Origin of the sequence: uncultured Allobosea sp., assembly GCF_945957345.1 — a bacterium.
In the GTDB taxonomy this organism is placed as follows: domain Bacteria; phylum Pseudomonadota; class Alphaproteobacteria; order Rhizobiales; family Beijerinckiaceae; genus Allobosea.
This window is the reverse complement of sequence record NZ_CAMFKW010000037.1, coordinates 41087-55707: the sequence shown is the minus strand read 5'-3', so window position 1 is coordinate 55707 and position 14621 is coordinate 41087. Positions and strand designations below refer to the sequence as shown.

The window sequence follows — 14621 nt, the reverse complement described above, 5'->3', positions numbered from 1 at the left end:
CCGGATGGATCAAACCTCCACAAACACCTTGCCTGTCGGGCCGTTCCACATATGAAGTGAGGATGACGCCGTTCGGCCGGTCCTACCTCAGCAACCAGCGCGGCTGGCGCTCAACTCATGCGTCGACGACGATATAATCCTCTTCGATCCTGACTAGGACGGTCTCGGCCTGATAGGGACCGTCGAAAAGTTCGGAGCCCGATTTCACCTCGACATCATAGGTCTTGGCCCGGATGCGCCCCGGCTCGGCTCGCGACTTGCCGGTGCGGATGTCGAACTCCCAGCCATGCCAGGGGCAGCGCAGGATTTCGCCGCGGCGGCTGTAGCTGTATTGCCCCGGCGCGTCGCCGGCCTCGACCAGTCCGGTGGTCCGGCCGAGACAGAGATCCCCGCCCTGATGCGGGCAGCGGTTGAACAGGCCGAAATATTCGCCGTCGAGATTGAAAATCACGACCTTGCTGCCGGCGACTTCTGCGACGAGGCGGTCGCCGGGTAGCAGGTCGGCTGCCGGCGCGATGACGTGCTTGACCATCTCAGCTACGCCCGTAGAGCGCCCTGGCGTTGTCGAGGAAAAGAGCCTGACGGGCCGCGTCGTCGAGCTTGACCGGCACCGCCCAGAGCGGGTCGTCGAAATCCCAATGCGGGTAGTCGGTGGCGAAGAGCAGCCGGTCGATGCCGATCCATTCGACGATGTCGTGGAAATGCTTGCGCTTTTCCGGCTCCTCCATCGGCTGCGTCGTCAGCCAGACATGCTCGCGGATGTATTCGCTGGGAGCCCGCTTGAGGTGCGGGGTCTCGCCGCGCAAGCGGGACCAATGCTTGTCGAGCCGCCAGCAGAGCGAAGGCAACCAGGCGAGCCCGGCCTCGATCAGCACCATGCGCGTGCCGGGGTAGCGCTCGAACACGCCCTCGATCACCATCGATGTCAGCAGGGCCTGGCAGCATTGCGAATGCCCCACCATCTCCTCGATATAGTAGGACGGCCAGCCGCCAGCCGTGACCGGATAGCCACCATAGCCGAAGGCGTGCACGCCGATCGGCAGTTTCGCCCGCTGGGCCGCTTCATAGATCGGCCAATAGCGGCGCTGGCCGAGCGGCTCGGCGGTGCGGCTGAGCAGCAGCACCTGGACGAAGGCTTCGTGGCCGGCCCAGTGGTCGATCTCAGCGGCGGCGGCAGCGCCGTCCTCATAGGGAACGACGATCGAGGCCTTCAGGCGTGAATCCTTGCTCGTCCATTCAGCGACCTGCCATTCGTTCAGGGCACGGGCGAGCGCGGCGGAATAGTCGAGGTTCTGCGCCGCCCCGGCAGCCGGTGCGATCACCGTCATGACGCCGAGCTCGACCTTGTTGGCGTCGAGATGCTGCGCCTGCATGAAGGCGAGATCGGAACCGGGGCGCCCGTCCGGCGGCCAGGAATCGAGGCGTGCCGCGTCCGGCTGGCCCTTCGGATAGGCCGGACCGCTCTGGTAGCCGTGGCGAGGCAACATGCCATAGGTCATGGCGTGCTCCTGCCAGCGCTTCGGCAGATAGGGCAGGATGTCGGCTGGCTTGGCCAGGCAGGGATGGATGTCGCAATCGGCAATGACCGGCCTGACGATACTCGTTTCCGGCTTCAAGCGGGTGGGCAGCTCCACATTCATGCGAAATCCTCCTTCAAGCGGGGATAGGTCGCGAGCGGATTGTCGATCAGGATCTTGGTCTTGAGGCTATCGGGCAAAAGCGACGGCAGCGCGTCCTGCCCGTCGAACTGCCAATGCGGATAGTCGGTTGAGAACAGCAGGAGCTCATCCGAACCCGCCTGGTCGAGAATGCGCAGGAGGGCATCCCCCTCCATGGGGGCATCGACGGGCTGCAAGGTGAAGCGCACCTGCTCGCGGATGATCTCCGGCGGCGGACGATCGACCCACGGGATTTCCATGCGCAGGCCGCGCCAGTATTTATGCAAACGCCAGAGATAAGCCGGCAGCCAGGTGAAGCCGGATTCGATCAGCACGACCTTGAGCGTCGGGAATTTCGAGAACACGCCCTCGCAGACGAGGCTCGTCAACTGCGTCTGGAAGCCCTGCGCCTGGTTGACATAGTCCTCGGTGAAATAGGAGGGCCAGCCCACCGGCGTGACCGGGTGGCGATAGGTCGAGCCGGCATGGATGCCGACCGGCAAGCCATGCCGCGCGGCGGCCTCGTAGATCGGCCAGAGGCTGCGGCGGCCGAGCGGCTGGTCGGCAAGGCAAGGCAACAGAACCTGGACGAAGCGCCGGTCGGCCGCGCACCGTTCGATCTCGGCGGCGGCAAGCTCCGGGCTCTGGATCGGCACGACGATAGAGGCGCGCAGCCGCTTGTCCTTGTCCAACCACTCAGCAGCCAGCCAGTCGTTCAGGGCGCGGGCGAAAGCTGCCGCCATGTCTTCGCTGAACAGGGTTGTCACCGCATAGAGGCAGTTCAGGATACCGGCGCGGCTGCCGAAGCCGTCGAGTGCCTGGGCGCAGAGCTGTTCGCGGCTGGAGCCCGCCTTGGCACCGGCAATGCGCCAGTCCGGCCGCGATGTCAGCGGCGCGCGCAAGGGGTAGCTCGTCGGCTCCAGATCATGGACGCCGCGCTGCGCCACCGCATCCGCCCATTGCGCGTCGAGATAGGGCAGCAACGCGGCGATGCCCGGCACCGCCGGGTGCAGGTCGCAATCGATGCCGCCTGCCGTGGTCACATTCATCGGCCTTCGCCCTCGCCGAGCAGCAGGTCGATCGCAGCGGTCCAGGAGAAGGTCTCGCCACCGATACCGGCGCGGTCGATCGGATTGAAGTACTCACTGAAGCCTGCTTCCCCGATCAGTCGGCGCGTCTCCTCGGCAACAGAGGCAGCAGCCGCGCCCTCGCCCGCCTCGCGCAAGCCCCGCGCGATCATCCAGTTGACGACCGCCCAGACCGGCCCGCGCCAGTAGCGCTGAGGCTCGAACGAGGCCGCCTCGGGATCGGTCGAGGGCACGAGCGCGATGCCGCGGGCGCGCCATCCTTCGAGCCGCCCGGCGAGAACCCGAACATGCTCATGCAGCCCGGCGAAGACCGGCAGGAAGCCGGCCGAGGTCCGAACGGGGATGAGATTGCCGCCGATCAAATCCCGCGAGAGATAATGGCCGAGCGTGCCGTCCCACAGCCCCGCCAGCACGATCTCCTTGCGGGCGATCCGCGCCGTGATCATCTCGCGCTCATCCGCATTTCCGAACTGCTCTGCCAGCGCCAATAGATCACGTTCGGCCCGCAGCAGGATCGCGTTGGTGCCGACATCGGCGACCTTGAAGGGCGAGGTTTCGAGCATGCGCCGGGCGTTCCAGCCGGTCTCGCGGAAGAGATCGACCAGATGGATGAAACGCTGGTACTCGATGCCCCGCGGACGAAAGGCCGGATCGATATGGCCGGTATCGCGGCGCCGGATCTCCGTCTTGGTCTCCGTCGGCACGCGCTCCAGCGCGGCGTCCCAGGCCGGGCTGTTGTCCATGCCCGTCTCCCAGGGATGCAAGGTCGCGACGAGGCCGGTCGCCTCGGGGTCGCGGGCGTGCTGCCACCAGAGATGGTTGAGGATCAGTCTGGGATAGATCGCCCTGGCACGCTCAACTCCAGCCGCACCGTGCCGCTCCAGGACGAAACGCACGGCCGTCGCCAGGACGGGCGGCTGCGGAATGCCCGAGGTCGGCGGCTTGTGCGTGACGCCCCAAACATCTGGCCCCGGGAAATAGTCGTCGGATGGCGCATGGAAGACGATCTGCGGGACGAGCCCACCCTCCCATTGCCCTTCCAGCAAACGTTCGATCTCGCGCCAGGCGCGCTCGGCATCGAAGGTCGCCCAGCCCATCGCGACGAAGGCCGAATCCCAGTTCCACTGGAAGGGGTAGAGTCGATCGGTGGGCACGGTATAGCCGCCGCGGTCATTGGCGGCGAGGATGGCACGGGCGGCCTCGATGCGGCTCATGGGAGGGTCTCCAACGCTTGTCCGGCCTCGTTCATCCAGCGCAACCGCGCCGGATCGGGCTTCAGCGAGATGTCGCTGCCGGGTGTCAGCGAGGGCAGCGGCCCGGCGGCGGGCAGGACGATGCGCAAGGGCTGGCCGCCCGTGGCCGTCCCTGTCAGCAGGATTTGCGGGCCGAGCAGCTCCGCGACCTTGAGGGTGAAGGCGAAGCCGCCTTCCCCGGGACCGGCAAGCACGACATCCTCGCCGCGCAGCCCGAGCAGCAGCTTCGATCCGGCGTCCGGCGGCGGCGACAAGATGAAACCGCCGAGATCGACCTTGCCATCCCGAACGGGCAATTCGAGGAAATTCATCGGCGGGCTGCCGACGAAGCCGCCGACGAAGCGGGTCGCCGGCCGGTCGTAGATGTCGGAGGGCGTGCCGATCTGTTCGATCCGGCCGGCATGCATCACGGCGATGCGGTCGGCGAGGCCCATCGCCTCAGTCTGGTCATGGGTGACATAGATCGTGGTCGTCCCCGCTCCGGCGAGCACGGCCTTGAGCTCGGCCCGCATCTCGAGCCGCAGCAGCGCGTCGAGATTGGAGAGCGGCTCGTCCATCAAGAGCACCGCAGGTTCGACCGCGAGCGCACGCGCCACCGCGACGCGCTGGCGCTGGCCGCCGGAGAGCTGCGCGGGATGCCGCTGCAGCAGGGCCTCGATATGCAGCAGCGTCGCGGCCTTCTCGACTTGGCGCTCGATGCGCGCCTTGTCGGCCTTGGCCATGCGCAGGCCGAAGGCGACATTCTCGTAGACGGTCAGATGCGGAAACACCGCATAGTTCTGGAAGACCATGGCGAGGCCGCGCTTGCGCGGCGGCAGCGCCGAAACGTCACGCGCGCCGATCAGGACGCGTCCGCTCGTCTGCGACTCCAGCCCGGCGATGATGCGCAGCAGCGTGGTCTTGCCGCAACCGGACGGGCCGAGCAGAGCCAGGAACTCGCCGTCGGCGACGGTCAGATCGAGCTCGGCGAGCGCCCTCACATCGCCAAATCGCTTCGCCACGCCTTCGATCGTGATGCTCGCCATGGGGTCTTACCGGTTGCCGATGCCCCACATCGCGAAAAGGCGACGCCGGACGAGGAAGATGAACAGGACCGAGGGCACGATCAGCACGAGACCGCCGGCGAATTGCAGATGAAGCGGCGATTCCGACAGGACCGAGAGCAGATAGGCGGTCAGCGTGCGCTGCCTCACCGTCAGCACCGAGGCGGCGAAGACCTCGTTCCAGGAGAGCACGAAGGCGAAGATCGAGGCTGCCGCGATGCCTGGCAGCGCGAGCGGCAACACCACGCGCAGGAAGCCGGTGAAGCGCGAGCAGCCGAAGACCCAGGCGGCCTCCTCCAGCTCCTTGGGAATGCCCATGAACAGGCTGGCGCAGACCAGCGTCGCGAAGGGCGTCGCCAGCACCGCATGGACCAGTGCGACGCCGAAGGGCGTATCGTAAACACCGAGCCGGATGAAGGAGACGGTGAGCGGCAGCGCCAGGATCGCGACCGGGAAGGCTCGCGTCATAAGGATCAGCACGCGATAGGCGCCCGCCCCCCGGAAGCGGAAGCGGGCGAGCGCGTAGCCAGCGGGCATGCCGAGCGCGAGCGCCATCACCATCGTCATCGCGGCGGCCTTGATGCTGACCCAGGCCGCGCGCCAGACGCCCTCGATGGCCAGGAAGGTCTTCAGCGCTTCGAAGGCCGCACCGAACGGCGCCAAGGGCTTGGGCCATTGCGCGACGATCTCGCGGCCGCCGAGCGCCCCCAATGCCAGCAGGTAGATCGGCAGGAGCGTCCAGACGCAGAGCACGGCAACGCCGGTCCAGAGCAGCGCACGGTTCGAGCGGGTAGCGCCGGTCATGAGCGCTGCTCCGCCGGCGTGCGCAGGGCGACGAGATAAAGCAGCGTCGCGGCGACCGAGATCACCATGACCAGCACGGCATAGGCGGCGGCGACCCCATAATCCTGGCTGAAATACTGCGCGTTGAACGCCTCGCTGACGAGGACGGGGAAGTTCCGCCCGCCGAGCGCCAGCGCCATGGCGAACATCTCGAAGGCCAGCACAGTGCGCAGGATCAGCGCCGTCTGGATCGAAGGCTTGAGCAGGGGCACCGTGATGCGGATGAAGCGCTGCCAGGGCGTGGCGCCGAAGACCTCGGCCGCCTCCTCGTATTCCTTGGGCAGGAGCTGGACGCCGGCGAGCAGGATCACGAAGACGATCGCCGTCGCCCGCCAGATCTCCGCCACGACGATGGCGGCCAGCAGGGCGGCCGGGGTCTCATAGGTCAGCCAGGCCTGCGGCTGTGAAATCAGCCCGATCTGGAACAGGACAGAGTTCAGCCAGCCCTGATCGGTCAGGATGGCCAGCCAGACGAGGCCGGCCGCGAGGTCGGAAATGCCGAGCGGGATCGACCAGACCCAGACGAGCAGGTCCCGGCCGCGCCTGACCTTGCGCAGCATCATCGTCATGCCGAGCGCGAGCGCCAGTTGCAGCGGCACGGCGAGCAGCACGACCTTGAACGTGTTCGCGAGCGCATCCTGGAAATTGAGGTCGTCGGCCATGCGCCTGACATTGCCGAGCCCCCAGCCGCCGTTCTCCTGGAAGGCGAGAACGGCCGTCTGCGCCAGCGGGATCAGGAACAATCCCGCCAGGAAGATCACGGAGGGCGCGATCAGCAGATAAGGCAGGGCCCTGGACTCGCGCATCGGTCGCCTCGCCTCACTGGATCGGGCAAGGGCCGTCACTCGGCTTGTCAGGCAGCCAGCACGGCGCCTTGGTCTCGGCGATGATGCGCTTCAGCACCTCGCCCTGCCGGTCGAGCGCGGCCTTGGGGTCCTCGCCGCGCAGGACAATGCGCTGGAAGGTATCGAGATAGACCTTGTCGAACTCGCCGCCGCGCTGGTCGAGCCCGACCGGCAGCAGGCTGACGAGCGCGTTCTTGGCGCTCGTCATCTTCTGCACGGCATCGATCTCGAGCTTGAGCCCCGGATCGATATCGGCTGGCAGATCGACCTTGGCGACCGGGAAGAAGGCAACCGCCTTGGCCGTCTTCACCTGCACGTCGGGTCGCGTGAGGTATTCGATCAGTTGCTTGGCAGCTTCAGCCTGCGGCGCGCCCTTGGCAATGGCGAGCCCGGCGACCACCGGCATATAGCCCAACCCCTTCGGCCCCGACGGTGCCGGGAAAGCCACGAAATCCTCCGGCTTGCGCGAGAGCGCGTCGATCAAGCGTGCGACATGATCGAAGGCGATCCAGACATCACCGGAGATCAGCGGCTCCTGCATGAAGCCGTAATTGGTCGAGTTCGGATTGACGGTCTTCCAGAGCTCGCGGAATTTCGACCACATCGCCACGGCCTCCGGCGATTTGAAGGTCGTCACCACCCCGCCCGTATAGGACGGGTAGAGATAACCCTCGAAGAAGCGGTGCATCAGCCCGGTCGGCCCAGCCGGGAAGCCGAGCATGCGCTTGCCGGTCTTCGCCTGGATATTCGCACCCCATTGCGCCAGCTGGTCATAGGTCAGCGCATTGATATCCGCGCCTTCGGGCAGGAAGGGCAGCGCCTGCTTGTTGGCGACCATGATGTAGGTCGCCTGCATCCAGGGGATGAACATCTGCCTGGCCGTGCCGAGCTTGCCGGCCTCGACCATGCCGGCGTTCAGGCCGCGATCCTTGAGCTTCTCCAGGACGTCGTCGAGCGGCACGAGCGAATCCGCCGCCAGGGGCTGCAACTCGCCGTGGAGCGCACCGATCAGGCTGGAGACCGGCTTGCCACCCTGCTGTTCGGCGCGGACATGGACGCCGAGCTGCGGCGGCTGCTCGGTGACGAATTCGACGCCGCCGGGGAAATCCTTGAGGATATCCGAGCGCAGCTTCTGCGCCGACTCGATCGGGCGCAATTGCGTCGACAGGAACACGACCTCGGCTGCTGCAGGCGTCGCGAGCCAGGCAAGCGTCAGGGCAGCAACGGCGGCGGAGCGCCTAAGCCGTGTCGTGAGGCCTTTCGTCATCGGATCTTTCCTCCCTGGAAATGGCACGGCTCTTCATTTGGCCGTTTAGGTCTGGAGCGGGTCCATCGGACCGGCGCGGAACGAGCGTTGCACCGCGCAATTCGTTCATCCCGGCGCCGTCCTGTCCGGCAAGCTGGGCCAGCAGCATGTCGAGCATGCGCCCGGCCGCGCCTTCGATATCGGGGTCGTAGCTGGTCAGCGGCGTCGCCGCGTAATTGGACACCGGCGAATTGTCGTAGCCGATCACCGAAACATCGTAGCCGGGACGAAGACCGGCATCGCCGAGTGCATGCAAGGCCCCGATCGCAAGGCGGTCGGTGGCACAGAGCAGCGCGGTCGGCCGTTCCGGCCCGGCCAGCAATTCATGAGCGAGGCGATGGCCGTTTTCTTCGCTGGGCTCGGCGAAGCGCGCCGGGCCGGGCGGCAGGCCCGCCTCCGCAAGCGCCGACCGCCAGCCGGCCTCGCGGAAGAAGCCGAAGCCGTAATCAAGCGGCGCGCCGATGAAGCCGATGCAGCGATGGCCGAAGGCGACGAGGCGCTGCGTCGCCTCGCGAAAAGCGCGCGCGCCGTCGATGTCGACGCTGGCATGTCCACCGGCGCGCGTGCGGCCATGCGTGACGAAAGGCAGGCGCGCATGCCTGAGATAGGCGATGCGATCATCGTCGAGGCGGGTACGCGCCACGATCATCGCATCGACGCGCCGATTCTCGACGAACTGCCGGTACAGCGCCAGCTCTTCCGCCCCGCTGCGGGCGCTGGAGACGATGAGATCGAGCCCGGCTTCCGCCAAGCGGGGACCGATCGCGGCGATCAATCTGAGGAAGAAGGGCTCGCCGAACTGTCCGGGGCCGGTCGGAAGCACGATGCCGACAGCATCGCTGCGTCCACCGCGCAGGCGCCTGGCAATCGGATTGGCCCGGTAGCCGATCCGCCGCGCCTCCTCCTCGACCCGCCGACGCGTCTCCTCGGCCACATCGCCATGCCCGCCAAGCGCCCGCGAAACGGTCGTGACGGATAGGCCTAAGCTGATTGCGATCCTGGATAGCGACACGAGAAAGCCCTCGCCAAAAAGCTATTCCGAAACGTTTCGGGAAGTCAAACCGAGGGAATTTACGCCCCGAATTGCGCTTTTCTGCCGATGTGAGCCCAAGCTGATGCGAGCAGCGCTGATTGAGCTGTCCGCGATAGCCCGAGACGCCGCCGCGTCCGACAGGCGCTAAAAATACAATTGTGTCATCAAACATTCATTTGTATGGTCCAAGGCAAAACCGCTGCCCGGCGCTTGCGCCGGGACGAGACGGCCGCCCGATGACGAGGCGAATTCCGGAGGGAACATGCAGCGCATCGTGCAGATTTCCGACACGCACCTGAGCCCCACCAAGCGGCATTTCGCCGATAATTGGGCGCCGCTGACGGACTGGCTCGCGGCACAGGCGCCGGACCTCGTCATCCATACCGGCGACGTCACCGTCGATGGCGCCGATATCGACGAAGACATGCGTCATTGCCGTGTCTTGCTCGACAGCCTCGGCGTGCCGGTCCTCAGCATCCCCGGCAATCACGATGTCGGCGAGGCCTATCACCCGCACCAGCCGGTGAACGACGCCCGCCTTGCGCGCTGGCGCCAGCATCTAGGCGCGGATTTCTGGGTCCGCGACCTCGAGAATTGGCGCCTGATCGGCCTCAATTCGATGCTGTTCGGCAGCGACGAGGCCGAGGAGAAGCGCCAGCTCGCGTGGCTCGATCAACAGATCGCCGAAGCGCAAGGCCGCCGGCTCGGCTGGTTCCTGCATCGTCCGCTCTTCATCCAGACGCCCGATGAAGGCGACATGGGCTATTGGAGCGTGCCGCCGCGGCCGCGGGCACACCTCCTCGATCTCGTACGCCATCACGAGGTCGCCTTCGTCGCCAGCGGCCACCTGCACCGCGCGCATGACTTCATGATCGCCGGCACGCGCTACATCTGGGGCCCCTCCTCCGGCTTCGTCGTCGGCCCGGAATTGCAGCCCGGCATGGCTGGCACGACCACGCTGGGCGCCGTCTCCTACAGCTTCGAGGGCCGGGATTTCACGGCGAAGATCCACGAGATTCCCACGCTGAACACGCTCTGGATCGATGACGTGATCCACGAAGTCTATCCGCCCCGCGCCGCCTGAACGCCTCCCCGGCCGCCTGTGGGCGCCCGGCCGAAACACGCCCAACGAAGAGCCCGCAGGGCCGCAGAAAGGCGAACGCCATGGCCAAGGTCACATTGTCTTCGATCGCCAAGTCCTTTGGACCGACAAAGGTCCTCGGCGGCGTCGATCTCGATATCGCTGACGGCGAGTTCCTGACCCTGGTCGGCCCCTCCGGCTGCGGAAAATCGACGCTGATCCGGATCATTGCCGGGCTCGAGCACCAGGATGGCGGCAGCGTCGCGATCGGCGGCAATGGCGTCGACCATCTGCGCCCGCATGAGCGGCGCGTCGCGATGGTGTTCCAGTCCTATGCGCTCTATCCGCATATGAGCGTGGGAGCGAACATCGCCCTGCCGCTGACGATGTCGCGGCTGAAGCTCTGGCAGCGCCTGCCGCTGCTGCGGCAACTCTCCGCCCAGCGCCGGACGGTGATGCGCGAAATCGAGGCCGATGTCGCGGCCGTCGCGGCGCAGCTCCAGCTCGACCATCTGCTTTCGCGCAAGCCGGCCCAGCTCTCGGGCGGCCAGCGCCAGCGCGTCGCGCTCGGCCGCGCCATGGTGCGCAATCCCGACGTCTTCCTCATGGACGAGCCACTCTCGAACCTCGACGCCAAGCTACGCGTCCATATGCGGACGGAGCTGGCGGAACTGCACAAACGTCTCGGCGCGACATTCATCTACGTCACCCATGACCAGGTCGAGGCTATGACGATGTCGGACCGCGTCGCCATGATGGATTCGGGCTCGGTGCTGCAGCTCGGCACGCCGTCCCAGCTCTACGAGAAGCCGGCATCGCTCAAGGTAGCGCAATTCATCGGCAGCCCGGCGATCAACTTGCTGCCGGCGACGGTCGCGCAGGGCGGACGCCTCGAACTCTTCGGCCGCCCCCTGGCGCTCGCGGTCCCGCAGGCGCAGGGACAGGCCGCGACGCTCGGCATTCGTTCGGAAGCGCTCTCGCTCGTCCAGGGCGATCCCGGCGGCAGCGGGCGCGCCTGGTTCTCCGCCCGCCTGCGGCGCAAGGAGAATCTCGGCTCCGAATACATCCTGCATTTCGACCTCGCCGGACGCGACGCCGCCGGCGTGACGATGCGCGCGACGCCGGCGGCAGCCGCCGGCGTGAACGAGGCCGCCGAGGTCACGCTCGGCTTCGACGAGACCGCCGCCCATATCTTCGCCGCCGATGGCGAGCGCGTGGAACCGCGTGGACAAGGCGCCGCAAGCGGCTCCGTCGTGCCGCTGAGGGCCTGAGCATGACCCTCGCCCTCTCCGCTCCGATTGGCCTAGCGCCCGCCACACGCCGCAGACTCTGGATCGAGCGCGTCACCGGCCTCGGCTTCGCCCTGCCCGCCTTCGTCCTGCTGCTGCTGACGATCCTGCTGCCGCTCGCCGTCCTGCTCTGGCTCAGCCTGACGAATTATGAGTTCGGCGGCGTCGACATGGACTGGGTCGGGCTCGCCAATTTCCAGAAGGCGCTGGCCGATCCGATCATCCGGCGCTCCCTCGTCAACACGCTGCTCTATGTCGCGATCGTCGTGCCTGGCGGCGTGTTCGGCGCGCTGCTGATCGCCGTGCTGGTACACCGGCGCAAGCGCACGCGCTCCTTTTACGAGGTCGTCTATTTCCTGCCGGTGACCTCGACGCTGATCGCGATGGCGACGGTCTGGCAATTCCTGCTCCACCCCTCGCTCGGCCCGGTCAACGGCCTGCTGAAATGGCTGGGCATCGGGCCGATCGCCTTTCTCAGCGAGCCTTCGACGGCACTGGCGACGCTCGCCGTGATCGGCATCTGGCAGCTCATCGGCTTCAACATGATCCTGTTCCTGGCCGGACTGACCGCGATCCCGCGCGATCTCTACGAAGCCGCCGATATCGACGGCTGCTCCAGCGGGATCGACCGCTTTCTGACCATCACCTGGCCGCTGCTCGGGCCGACGACGATGTTCGTCCTCGTCACCACGATGATCACCGCCTTCAAGATCTTCGACACGGTGGCGGTGATGACGCGCGGCGGCCCGGTCGGCTCCACCGAAGTGCTGCTCTACAACATCTATCTCGAAGGCTTTCAGTACTTCCACACCGGCTATGCCGCGGCGCTGACCTTCATCTTCCTCGCCTTCATTCTCGTCTTCTCGGCCGTGCAGACCTTCGCCCTCGACAAGAAGGTGCATTACTGATGGCCGATCTCGCGCTTCCCGCCGCCCCGGTCACGCCCGTTCATTCGGTGCTGCGCCGGTTCGTGACGATGGCTCTGGTCCATGGCGTGCTGATCGCCGGCGCGATCTTCATGCTGGCGCCCTTCGTCTGGATGCTGGTGACCTCGATCAAGCCACCGGCCGAGATCTTCAGCGCCGAGATCTCGCTCTGGCCGAAACAGTTCTACGGCCTGCAGAATTACGGCTTCGCCATGGAGAAGGCGCCGCTGCTGCGCTTCGCGCTGAACGGCGTCATCCTCTGCGGCGGCATCCTGATCGTTCAGCTGCTCGTCGCGATACCCTGCGCCTATGCGCTGGCGAAGCTCGACTTTCCCGGCCGCAACGCTCTCTTCGTGCTTGTGCTGCTCGGGCTGTGCATCCCCGTGCAGGTGCCGGCGATGCCGCTCTATATCGCGCTCGCCCAGCTCGGGCTGCTCAACACCTATTTCTCGATGATGGTGCCGTTCTTCCTGTCGGTCTTCGCCATCTTCCTGTTCCGCCAGTTCTTCCGCAGCTTTCCCGACGACATCATCAACGCCGCCCGGCTCGACGGTATGAGCGAGTTCGAGATCGTCTGGCGCATCGTCACGCCGAGCGCCTGGCCGGCCATCGCCGCCTTCTCCGTGTTCTCGGCCGTGGCGCACTGGAACGACCTCTACTGGCCATTGATCGTCATCTCCGACGCCAAGCTCGCGCCGCCGCCACTGGGCATGATGTTCTTCGCCGATGCCGAGACCGGATCGAATTACGGCGCGCTGACCGCAGCCGCGACGATCCTGACCGCGCCGCTCGTCATCGCCTTCCTCGTCGCGAGACGCCGTTTCATCGACGGCATCACCATGACCGGGGTGAAGTAGCCGGCTGCGCCGCCCGCGCACCCCACCAAGAGTTCAGGCCTGAAGCAACCCAAACCCGGCAGCCCCGCTGTCCATGCCAAGGAGATCACACATGAAACCTCTCGGCAAAATCCTTGCCGCGGCAGCATTGACCCTCGCCGTATCCACGGCGGCCAGGGCCGAGCAAGTCACGCTCGACGTGCTCTATGCCTTCCCGGCCTTCGCCAAGTTCCACGAGCCGATCGCCGCGGAATTCATGAAGAAGCACCCGGATATCAAGATCAACTTCCGGGCGCCGGCCGCGAGCTATGACGACGGACACCAGGCGATGCTGCGCCAGTCCGTCACCAACCAGCTGCCGGACGTCTACTATTCGGGCTTCCACCTGCTGACCGAGCTCACCGAAACCCTCGACAAGCGCAAGCAGATCGTGGATCTCGGCCCGCTGCTGAAGGCCGAACCGGAAGCCTGGCGCAAGGCCAATTACTCGGACGCGCTGCTCTCGCTCGGACAGGTCGCGGGCAAGCAGGTCGGCCTCGCCTTCAACGCCTCGACGCCGCTGATGTATTTCAACGCCGAGCTGGTGAAGAAGGCCGGCGGCGACCCCGACAAGATGCCCGACAACTGGGCCGACACCGTCGCGCTCGCCAAGAAGATTCGCAGCGGCGACACCGCCGGCATGGCCTACAACATCCATGACTGGCCGGATGACTGGCTGTGGCGCGGCGTGATCCTGCAGGGCGGCCATTCCATGCTCTCGGCCGACGGCAAGAAGGTCGCGTTCGGCGGAGAGGTCGGCGAGAAGACGCTGTCGCTGCTGCGCAGCTTCGTCACCGAAGCCGGCATGCCGCTGATCGACTGGGACCAGTCGCGCCAGCAGTTCATCGCCGGCAAGATCGGCATCTTCTTCGACACCCCGGCTCGGCTCCGCCAGGTCACCGACCTGATCGGCGACCGCTTCACGCTGAAAACCGCGCTCTTCCCGGTCGACGACAAGGCCAAGGGCAAGCTGCCGACCGGCGGCAACGCCGCGCTGATCACGGCCAAGGACCCGGCCAAGCAGAAGGCCGCCTGGGAGTTCATCAAATTCGTGACCGGCCCGGAGGCCCAGAAGATCATCGTCGAGACCGCCGGCTACATGCCGACCAATCTGCGCGCCGGTGAGGATGCCTTCCTCGGCCCGTTCTACAAGGAGAATGCCAATTTCCGCACGATCAACGGCCAGGTCTCCCGCGCCGCGCCGTGGGAAGGTTATCCGGGCGGCAATTCGGTGCGCATCTGGCGTCAGCAGCGCGAAGTCGTCGCCGGCGTGATGCGCGGCGAGATCCAGCCGAAGGCCGGCATCGAGCGCATCGTCTCCGAGACCGAAGCGCTGATGAAGTGAACGGCCGCCCTTCGGCGCCTGCCCATCGCCGCCCGA

14 protein-coding genes are annotated in these 14621 nt (G+C 66.3%); 5 read left to right on the top strand and 9 right to left on the bottom strand.

Going from position 1 to position 14621, the window contains the following annotated elements; translation table 11 throughout:
- Positions 1-115: 115 nt before the first annotated feature.
- From Q0Q36_RS17945 to Q0Q36_RS17905, 9 genes are read right to left on the bottom strand one after another with little or no spacing between them, the layout of a single operon-like run.
- Positions 116-532, bottom strand: a complete 417-nt coding sequence (locus Q0Q36_RS17945; RefSeq protein ID WP_293799978.1) for a Rieske (2Fe-2S) protein — start codon at positions 530-532, stop codon at positions 116-118.
- A 1-nt stretch (position 533) separates the two neighbouring features.
- Positions 534-1640, bottom strand: a complete 1107-nt coding sequence (locus Q0Q36_RS17940) for an amidohydrolase family protein (RefSeq protein ID WP_293799976.1) — start codon at positions 1638-1640, stop codon at positions 534-536.
- Positions 1637-2707, bottom strand: coding sequence for an amidohydrolase family protein (locus tag Q0Q36_RS17935; protein ID WP_293799974.1), 1071 nt, complete (start codon positions 2705-2707; stop codon positions 1637-1639). The genes Q0Q36_RS17940 and Q0Q36_RS17935 overlap by 4 nt, the downstream gene beginning before the upstream one ends.
- Positions 2704-3960: a trehalase family glycosidase gene (locus Q0Q36_RS17930; RefSeq protein ID WP_293799972.1), complete on the bottom strand. Its 1257-nt coding sequence runs from the start codon at positions 3958-3960 to the stop codon at positions 2704-2706. The genes Q0Q36_RS17935 and Q0Q36_RS17930 overlap by 4 nt, the downstream gene beginning before the upstream one ends.
- Complete coding sequence (locus Q0Q36_RS17925; protein ID WP_293799970.1) at positions 3957-5024, bottom strand: ABC transporter ATP-binding protein; 1068 nt, start codon at positions 5022-5024, stop codon at positions 3957-3959. The genes Q0Q36_RS17930 and Q0Q36_RS17925 overlap by 4 nt, the downstream gene beginning before the upstream one ends.
- A 6-nt stretch (positions 5025-5030) precedes the next feature.
- Positions 5031-5846: a carbohydrate ABC transporter permease gene (locus tag Q0Q36_RS17920; protein ID WP_293799968.1), complete on the bottom strand. Its 816-nt coding sequence runs from the start codon at positions 5844-5846 to the stop codon at positions 5031-5033.
- Positions 5843-6691 (bottom strand): carbohydrate ABC transporter permease, encoded by an 849-nt coding sequence (locus Q0Q36_RS17915; protein WP_293799966.1) that lies wholly within the window; start codon positions 6689-6691, stop codon positions 5843-5845. The genes Q0Q36_RS17920 and Q0Q36_RS17915 overlap by 4 nt, the downstream gene beginning before the upstream one ends.
- Before the next feature lie 13 nt (positions 6692-6704).
- Positions 6705-7997 (bottom strand): ABC transporter substrate-binding protein, encoded by a 1293-nt coding sequence (locus Q0Q36_RS17910; RefSeq protein ID WP_293799964.1) that lies wholly within the window; start codon positions 7995-7997, stop codon positions 6705-6707.
- Positions 7969-9048: a substrate-binding domain-containing protein gene (locus tag Q0Q36_RS17905; RefSeq protein ID WP_293799962.1), complete on the bottom strand. Its 1080-nt coding sequence runs from the start codon at positions 9046-9048 to the stop codon at positions 7969-7971. Before Q0Q36_RS17905 ends, Q0Q36_RS17910 begins: the two co-directional genes overlap by 29 nt.
- A gap of 283 nt (positions 9049-9331) precedes the next feature.
- Here Q0Q36_RS17905 and Q0Q36_RS17900 point away from each other — a divergent pair, with 283 nt between their 5' ends.
- The 5 genes from Q0Q36_RS17900 to Q0Q36_RS17880 all read left to right on the top strand — a co-directional run bounded on the left by Q0Q36_RS17900 (position 9332) and on the right by Q0Q36_RS17880 (position 14585).
- Positions 9332-10153, top strand: a complete 822-nt coding sequence (locus Q0Q36_RS17900; RefSeq protein WP_293799960.1) for a metallophosphoesterase — start codon at positions 9332-9334, stop codon at positions 10151-10153.
- Between the two features lie 80 nt (positions 10154-10233).
- Positions 10234-11421, top strand: coding sequence for an ABC transporter ATP-binding protein (locus Q0Q36_RS17895; RefSeq protein ID WP_293799958.1), 1188 nt, complete (start codon positions 10234-10236; stop codon positions 11419-11421).
- A 2-nt stretch (positions 11422-11423) separates the two neighbouring features.
- Positions 11424-12347, top strand: a complete 924-nt coding sequence (locus tag Q0Q36_RS17890) for a carbohydrate ABC transporter permease (protein ID WP_293799956.1) — start codon at positions 11424-11426, stop codon at positions 12345-12347.
- Positions 12348-12415: 68 nt separating this feature from the next.
- Positions 12416-13222 carry a carbohydrate ABC transporter permease gene (locus Q0Q36_RS17885; protein WP_293799982.1) on the top strand — a complete coding sequence of 269 codons (807 nt, stop codon included), beginning with the start codon at positions 12416-12418 and terminating at the stop codon, positions 13220-13222.
- 91 nt (positions 13223-13313) lie between these two features.
- Positions 13314-14585 carry an ABC transporter substrate-binding protein gene (locus Q0Q36_RS17880; RefSeq protein WP_293799954.1) on the top strand — a complete coding sequence of 424 codons (1272 nt, stop codon included), beginning with the start codon at positions 13314-13316 and terminating at the stop codon, positions 14583-14585.
- Positions 14586-14621 lie beyond the last annotated feature (36 nt).

Coding starts and splice junctions, on each gene's coding strand:
- Q0Q36_RS17945 (WP_293799978.1), bottom strand. CDS start 532: ATGGTCAAGCACGTCATCGCGCCGGCAGCCGACCTGCTACCCGGCGAC.
- Q0Q36_RS17940 (WP_293799976.1), bottom strand. CDS start 1,640: ATGAATGTGGAGCTGCCCACCCGCTTGAAGCCGGAAACGAGTATCGTC.
- Q0Q36_RS17935 (WP_293799974.1), bottom strand. CDS start 2,707: ATGAATGTGACCACGGCAGGCGGCATCGATTGCGACCTGCACCCGGCG.
- Q0Q36_RS17930 (WP_293799972.1), bottom strand. CDS start 3,960: ATGAGCCGCATCGAGGCCGCCCGTGCCATCCTCGCCGCCAATGACCGC.
- Q0Q36_RS17925 (WP_293799970.1), bottom strand. CDS start 5,024: ATGGCGAGCATCACGATCGAAGGCGTGGCGAAGCGATTTGGCGATGTG.
- Q0Q36_RS17920 (WP_293799968.1), bottom strand. CDS start 5,846: ATGACCGGCGCTACCCGCTCGAACCGTGCGCTGCTCTGGACCGGCGTT.
- Q0Q36_RS17915 (WP_293799966.1), bottom strand. CDS start 6,691: ATGCGCGAGTCCAGGGCCCTGCCTTATCTGCTGATCGCGCCCTCCGTG.
- Q0Q36_RS17910 (WP_293799964.1), bottom strand. CDS start 7,997: ATGACGAAAGGCCTCACGACACGGCTTAGGCGCTCCGCCGCCGTTGCT.
- Q0Q36_RS17900 (WP_293799960.1), top strand. CDS start 9,332: ATGCAGCGCATCGTGCAGATTTCCGACACGCACCTGAGCCCCACCAAG.
- Q0Q36_RS17895 (WP_293799958.1), top strand. CDS start 10,234: ATGGCCAAGGTCACATTGTCTTCGATCGCCAAGTCCTTTGGACCGACA.
- Q0Q36_RS17890 (WP_293799956.1), top strand. CDS start 11,424: ATGACCCTCGCCCTCTCCGCTCCGATTGGCCTAGCGCCCGCCACACGC.
- Q0Q36_RS17885 (WP_293799982.1), top strand. CDS start 12,416: ATGGCTCTGGTCCATGGCGTGCTGATCGCCGGCGCGATCTTCATGCTG.
- Q0Q36_RS17880 (WP_293799954.1), top strand. CDS start 13,314: ATGAAACCTCTCGGCAAAATCCTTGCCGCGGCAGCATTGACCCTCGCC.